Below are 5,903 nucleotides of genomic sequence, written 5' to 3'. Positions count from 1 at the left end.
GACCACGGCGACGCTCGGTCTGTTCCTGTCGCTCATCGTCATCCTGATCGTGCAGGCCTCGCTCAGCAAGGAAACCTATGCAAGCTGGGGCTGGCGCATTCCCTTCATCGTTTCCTTCCTGCTGCTCGCCGTTTCGGTCTGGATTCGGCTGTCGCTGTCGGAGTCGCCGACCTTCCAGCGTATGAAGGACGAGGGTAAGGGCTCCAAGGCGCCGCTGACGGAGGCGTTCGGCCAGTGGAAGAACGCCAAGATCGCCCTTCTGGCGCTGCTTGGCCTCACCGCCGGCCAGGCCGTGATCTGGTACAACGGCCAGTTCTACGCTCTCTTCTTCCTCACCAACGTGCTGAAGGTCGACGCCCAGTCGGTCAACATCATGATCGCCATCGCGCTTGCCATCGGCTCGATCTTCTTCGTCGTGTTCGGCTGGCTGTCCGACAAGATCGGCCGCAAGCCGATCATCATGGCCGGACTGGCCTTGGGCATCGTCTGCACCTTCCCGCTGTTCAAGGCGTTGACCTCGGCCGCCAACCCGGCTCTGGCCACCGCCCAGCAGAACACCCGCGCGACGGTGACGGCGGCTCCCGGCGACTGCAGGTTCCAGTTCAACCCGGTCGGCACCGCGAAGTTCACGACATCCTGCGATATCGCGACCTCGTTCTTGACCAAGAACTCGGTGCCATACGACGTCGTCACGACGGCCGCGCCTGGAACTGCGGCTACGGTCAAGATCGGCAACGAGACGGTGGAGTCTTATGATGCCGTTGCCGCCGGCGATCAGGCCAAGGCCAAGGAGGGGGTCTTCCAGAAGGCGGTGAACATGGCGCTGAAGGACGGCGGCTATCCGCTGAAGCGCGCCGCGGCCAAGGTGGCGGACCAGAAGCTCGACGCCTTCATCGCGGCCAATCCGGAACTGAAGCTCGATGCAGCCACGATCCGCGGCGGCGAGAAGGCCACCGTTCCGGCCGAGCAGGCGATCGCCGACAAGGTCCTGACCAAGGACGAGGCGGCCGGTGCGACGGAAGTCACGGTCTACACCATACCGGGCGGCGGCGCGTTCGCCATGTTCGCCGATCCGGCGGCCATCAACTGGCCGATGACGATCGGCATCCTGTTCATCCTGGTGCTGTTCGTGACCATGGTCTATGGGCCGATCGCCGCGATCCTGGTCGAGATGTTCCCGACCCGCATCCGCTACACCGGCATGTCGTTGCCTTACCATATCGGCAACGGCTGGTTCGGCGGCCTGCTGCCCGCGACCGTGTTCGCGCTCAGCGCCTACAAGGGCGATATCTACTACGGTCTCTGGTACCCGGTGATCATCGCGGCGATGTCGCTGATCATCGGCATGATCTTCGTCAGGGATACGCTCGGCACCGACTTGCACGCCAAGGACTGACCTCGGTCATCTGCTCCAAAAGAAAGCCCGGCGCGAGCGATCGCGCCGGGCTTTTTCGTCCATAAAACCTAAGGGGCGATCAGCTCTTGCGCTGATTTTCTTCCTCGACGGCTGCTTCGTGATACCAGCCGTCAAAGTCGGCGTGCTCGCCGCGAAGCGTCGCAAGCTCTGCCGCGAATTTCGCCTTGGCGCCTAAATTTGAGGCAGACTTGCGCCCTGCCAGCGGGAACATCAGGATTTTTGCCGACGGACGCGGTTGCATGACCTGCATTGGCGACCTCCTTGCTTGTCTTGAGGCTTGCCGATTAAACTTAGCAAGCAAGATAGGTTCTGCGATTCGTTTAGGCAATATGCCTACAAAAAGATCAATATTTGCCAATTATTTATGCAGAAATCTCGATTGAGCGATCAGAGCGCATTATTGAGGCGGCTGAGCAAAATCCACGTGTTGGCGCGACCATTTTGCCGCACCCGCCGACGGCGGAGTGGCATACGAATTGCTTTTTAACCATCGGCAGGCCGGCAAGCCCGGCCATGCGTTGACGTCGCTTGCGGCGTCCTAGCAACGAGAGGCACTGGAATGACCAAATACAAGCTCGAGTATATCTGGCTCGACGGATATGTCCCGACCCCCAGCCTGCGCGGCAAGACCCAGATCAAGGAGTTTGCCGAGTTCCCGACGCTCGAGCAGCTGCCGCTGTGGGGTTTCGACGGCTCGTCCACCAACCAGGCCGAGGGCCACAGCTCCGACTGCGTGCTGAAGCCGGTCGACGTTTATCCGGATCCGGCCCGCACCAATGGCGTGCTGGTCATGTGCGAAGTCATGATGCCCGATGGCGTGACCCCGCATGTCTCCAACAAGCGCGCCACCATCCTCGACGACGAGGGCGCCTGGTTCGGCTTCGAGCAGGAGTATTTCTTCTATAAGGACGGCCGTCCGCTCGGCTTCCCCGAGAGCGGCTATCCGGCGCCGCAGGGCCCGTACTACACCGGCGTCGGCTACAAGAATGTCGGTGATGTCGCCCGCACGATCGTCGAGGAGCATCTCGACCTCTGCCTCGCCGCCGGCATCAACCATGAAGGCATCAACGCCGAAGTGGCGAAGGGCCAGTGGGAATTCCAGATCTTCGGCAAGGGCTCCAAGAAGGCCGCCGACCAGATGTGGATGGCTCGCTACCTGCTCCTGCGTCTGACCGAGAAATACGGCATCGACATCGAGTTCCACTGCAAGCCGCTGGGTGATACCGACTGGAACGGCTCGGGCATGCATGCCAACTTCTCGACCGCCTATATGCGCGAAGTCGGCGGCAAGGCCTATTTCGAGGCGCTGATGGCGCAGTTCGACAAGAACCTGATGGATCACATCGCTGTCTACGGTCCGGACAACGACAAGCGCCTGACCGGCAAGCACGAGACCGCGCCGTGGAACAAATTCTCCTACGGCGTCGCCGACCGCGGCGCCTCGATCCGCGTTCCGCACTCCTTCGTCAAGAACGACTACAAGGGCTATCTGGAAGATCGCCGCCCGAACTCGCAGGGCGACCCCTACCAGATCGCTTCGCAGATCCTGAAGACGATCTCGCAGGTTTCGACCGACGCCGTTTCGGCCGCCGCCTGATCATCCAGGCGCGGGCCTCGCCTGCGCCGCGTAAGTTTCAATTGTCGAAAGCCCTGGCGTTCTTCGCCGGGGCTTTTTTGCATGCAAACAACCGGCGGGAATGTTTCGCCTGCCGCCGCCGTCAACGGCAGCAACGCCAGGCGATTGAGCGCCGCGACCACTTTGGCGTGACTGCTGCTTCTGCAGTGGCGGACCGGCCGGATGCTGCATGGCTACGCTGGGTTTGCGGAAAGCCCTCCAATGGACTGCCCATGCGAAAACCCCGGCGAAACGCCGGGGTCCGTCTTTGTCGCCGATGCCGAGAAGTTCGGTCGTCAGACAGAATAGTACATGTCGTACTCGACCGGATGCGGGGTCATTTCGAAGCGCATCACCTCGGCCATCTTGAGCTCGATATACGCATCGATCTGATCGTCGTCGAAGACGCCGCCGGCCTTCAGGAATCCGCGATCCTTGTCGAGGTTCTGCAACGCCTCGCGCAGCGAGCCGCAGACGGTCGGGATCTTCTTCAGCTCCTTCGGCGGCAGGTCGTAGAGGTCCTTGTCCATCGGCTGTCCGGGATGGATCTTGTTCTTGATGCCGTCGAGGCCGGCCATCAGCATGGCGGCGAAACCGAGATAGGGGTTCGCGCCCGGATCGGGGAAGCGGACCTCGACGCGCTTCGACTTCGGCGAGGAGCCGAACGGAATGCGGCAGGAAGCCGAGCGGTTGCGCGCCGAATAGGCGAGCAGCACCGGCGCTTCATAGCCCGGCACCAGACGCTTGTAGGAGTTGGTGAGCGGGTTGGTGAAGGCGTTGATCGCCTTGGCGTGCTTGATGATGCCGCCGATGTAATAGAGGCAGGTTTCCGACAGGCCCGCATATTCGTTGCCGGCGAAGGTCGGCTTGCCGCCCTTCCAGATCGACTGGTGCACATGCATGCCCGAGCCGTTGTCGCCGAACACCGGCTTCGGCATGAAGGTGGCCGTCTTGCCGTAGGCATTGGCGACCTGGTGCACGACATACTTGTAGATCAGCATCTTGTCGGCGTTGCGCACCAGCGTGTCGAACTTGATGCCGAGCTCATGCTGGGCGGCGGCGACTTCGTGGTGGTGCTTCTCGACGCGCACGCCCATCTCGGCCAGCACGGTCAGCATTTCGGAACGCATGTCCTGGGCGGAATCGATCGGCGGCACGGGGAAGTAGCCGCCCTTGATGCGCGGGCGGTGGCCGAGATTGCCGGTCTCGTAGTCGGTGTCGTCATTGGACGGCAGTTCGGTGGAGTCCAGACGGAATCCGGTGTTGTAGGGGTCTGCCTTGTACTTCACGTCGTCGAACACGAAGAACTCGGCTTCGGGGCCGACATAGATGGTGTCGCCGATGCCTTCCGACTTCATGTAGGCTTCGGCCTTCTTGGCGGTACCGCGCGGATCGCGATTGTAGGCCTCGCCCGAGATCGGATCGAGGATGTCGCACAGGATGACCATGGTCGACTGCGCGAAGAACGGATCCATGTGGACGGTATCCGTGTCGGGCATCAGCACCATGTCGGACTCGTTGATAGCCTTCCAGCCAGCGATCGAGGAGCCGTCGAACATGACGCCATCGGCGAACATGTCTTCCTCGACCTCGACGACATCCATCGTCACATGCTGCAGCTTGCCGCGTGGATCGGTGAAGCGCAGGTCGACGAATTTCACATCATTGTCCTTGATCTGCTTCATGATGTCTTTGGCTGTCGTCATGTCATGTATCCCTGTGTGATGACGTGTTTTTGATGATGACGTTGCAGAAAGATGGAGGGCGTCAGATGGCGTCGATACCGGTCTCGCCGGTACGGATGCGCACGACTTCCTCTATGTTGGAAACGAAGATTTTTCCATCGCCGATACGGCCCGTTTGCGCCGCTTTCCGGATGGCCTCGATGGCGCCTTCAACGGCTTCGTCGCCGAGCACCACTTCGATCTTCACCTTGGGCAGGAAGTCGACGACATATTCGGCGCCGCGATAAAGCTCGGTATGCCCCTTCTGACGGCCGAAACCCTTGGCCTCGGTGACGGTGATGCCTTGCAGCCCGGCCTCTTGAAGCGCTTCCTTCACTTCGTCCAGCTTGAATGGCTTGATGATCGCTTCGATCTTTTTCATGTAAAAAATGGCCTCCACTGCCAAGAAGACGGGTTGTGTACCCCGCTTGCGCCTCCATCTAGCACGAACCGTGCCAATCCAGGGGGGAAGAATAGGTACAGGGCGTTTTCGATTCCGCATCGGGCCCGGATGCAAATTCGCGTCATCCGCTGCGCCGGATGCGGCATGGACGCCCAAACCCTATACATCGCCCCTCCTCAATCCTGCATAAAAAATGGGCAGGAAGCGCAAATAGCAATCGGACCCCTGTCGGATGCGGCCGCATCTGCAAACGATGCGCGGCCGCGGCGGTTTGCTTCGAACCGAAAACTGGACAATGCTTGATCGCACGGAGATCGGCAATCCCATGCGCAATGAACTTCTATCGACGGCCGAAATGGCCGAGGCGGACAGACTAGCGATCGCGGCCGGGCCGCTCGACGGCTACGGTTTGATGCAACGCGCCGGCGAAGCAGTCGCGACCCTGGTGCTGGCGCGCCACCCGGGCGCGAAGAGGGCGCATGTGCTGTGCGGCCCCGGCAACAATGGCGGCGACGGTTATGTCGTGGCGCGGCTGTTGGCCGAGGCTGGCGTCGATGTGGCTCTGTGGGCGTTGGGCGAACCGCGGCCAGGCAGTGACGCCGCGCTCGCGGCTGCCGCCTGCACCCTGGAGCGGCGACCGCTGTCGGCCCTCACGCCCGAAGACGGTTCGCTGGTCGTCGACGCGCTCTTTGGCGCAGGCCTGTCGAAACCGCTATCCGGCGACGCCAAGGCCGCGGTCGACAT

At 61.5% G+C, this 5,903-nt stretch carries 6 protein-coding genes; 3 read left to right on the top strand and 3 right to left on the bottom strand.

Annotation, left to right across the window (positions count from 1 at the left end):
* A partial coding sequence (locus tag EOA27_RS18545; protein WP_127256858.1) for an MFS transporter occupies window positions 1-1,396 on the top strand: 1,396 nt, incomplete at its 5' end.
* A gap of 79 nt (window positions 1,397-1,475) precedes the next feature.
* Here the strand turns inward: EOA27_RS18545 and EOA27_RS42190 are convergent.
* The gene (locus EOA27_RS42190; protein ID WP_245491117.1) at window positions 1,476-1,775 is read right to left on the bottom strand and encodes a DUF2735 domain-containing protein; all 300 of its coding nucleotides are present in this window, start codon (window positions 1,773-1,775) and stop codon (window positions 1,476-1,478) included.
* A 201-nt stretch (window positions 1,776-1,976) separates the two neighbouring features.
* Between EOA27_RS42190 and EOA27_RS18535 the strand changes: the two genes are divergently transcribed.
* Window positions 1,977-3,014: a glutamine synthetase beta-grasp domain-containing protein gene (locus EOA27_RS18535; protein ID WP_126082787.1), complete on the top strand. Its 1,038-nt coding sequence runs from the start codon at window positions 1,977-1,979 to the stop codon at window positions 3,012-3,014.
* 314 nt (window positions 3,015-3,328) lie between these two features.
* Here the strand turns inward: EOA27_RS18535 and glnA are convergent, their stop codons facing one another.
* On the bottom strand, window positions 3,329-4,738 hold the full coding sequence (glnA, locus tag EOA27_RS18530) for a type I glutamate--ammonia ligase (RefSeq protein WP_042642240.1): 1,410 nt from the start codon (window positions 4,736-4,738) through the stop codon (window positions 3,329-3,331).
* 61 nt (window positions 4,739-4,799) lie between these two features.
* Entirely contained in the window at window positions 4,800-5,138 is a 339-nt protein-coding gene (locus EOA27_RS18525) for a P-II family nitrogen regulator (protein ID WP_018428041.1), read from the bottom strand.
* Between the two features lie 346 nt (window positions 5,139-5,484).
* Between EOA27_RS18525 and EOA27_RS18520 the strand changes: the two genes are divergently transcribed.
* The coding region (locus EOA27_RS18520) for an NAD(P)H-hydrate epimerase (protein ID WP_281059438.1) at window positions 5,485-5,903 on the top strand (419 nt) is incomplete at its 3' end.

The sequence above is a fragment of the Mesorhizobium sp. M2A.F.Ca.ET.037.01.1.1 genome (genome assembly GCF_003998075.1).
Lineage (GTDB): Bacteria > Pseudomonadota > Alphaproteobacteria > Rhizobiales > Rhizobiaceae > Mesorhizobium.
This window is presented reverse-complemented; position numbering and strand designations above follow the sequence as displayed.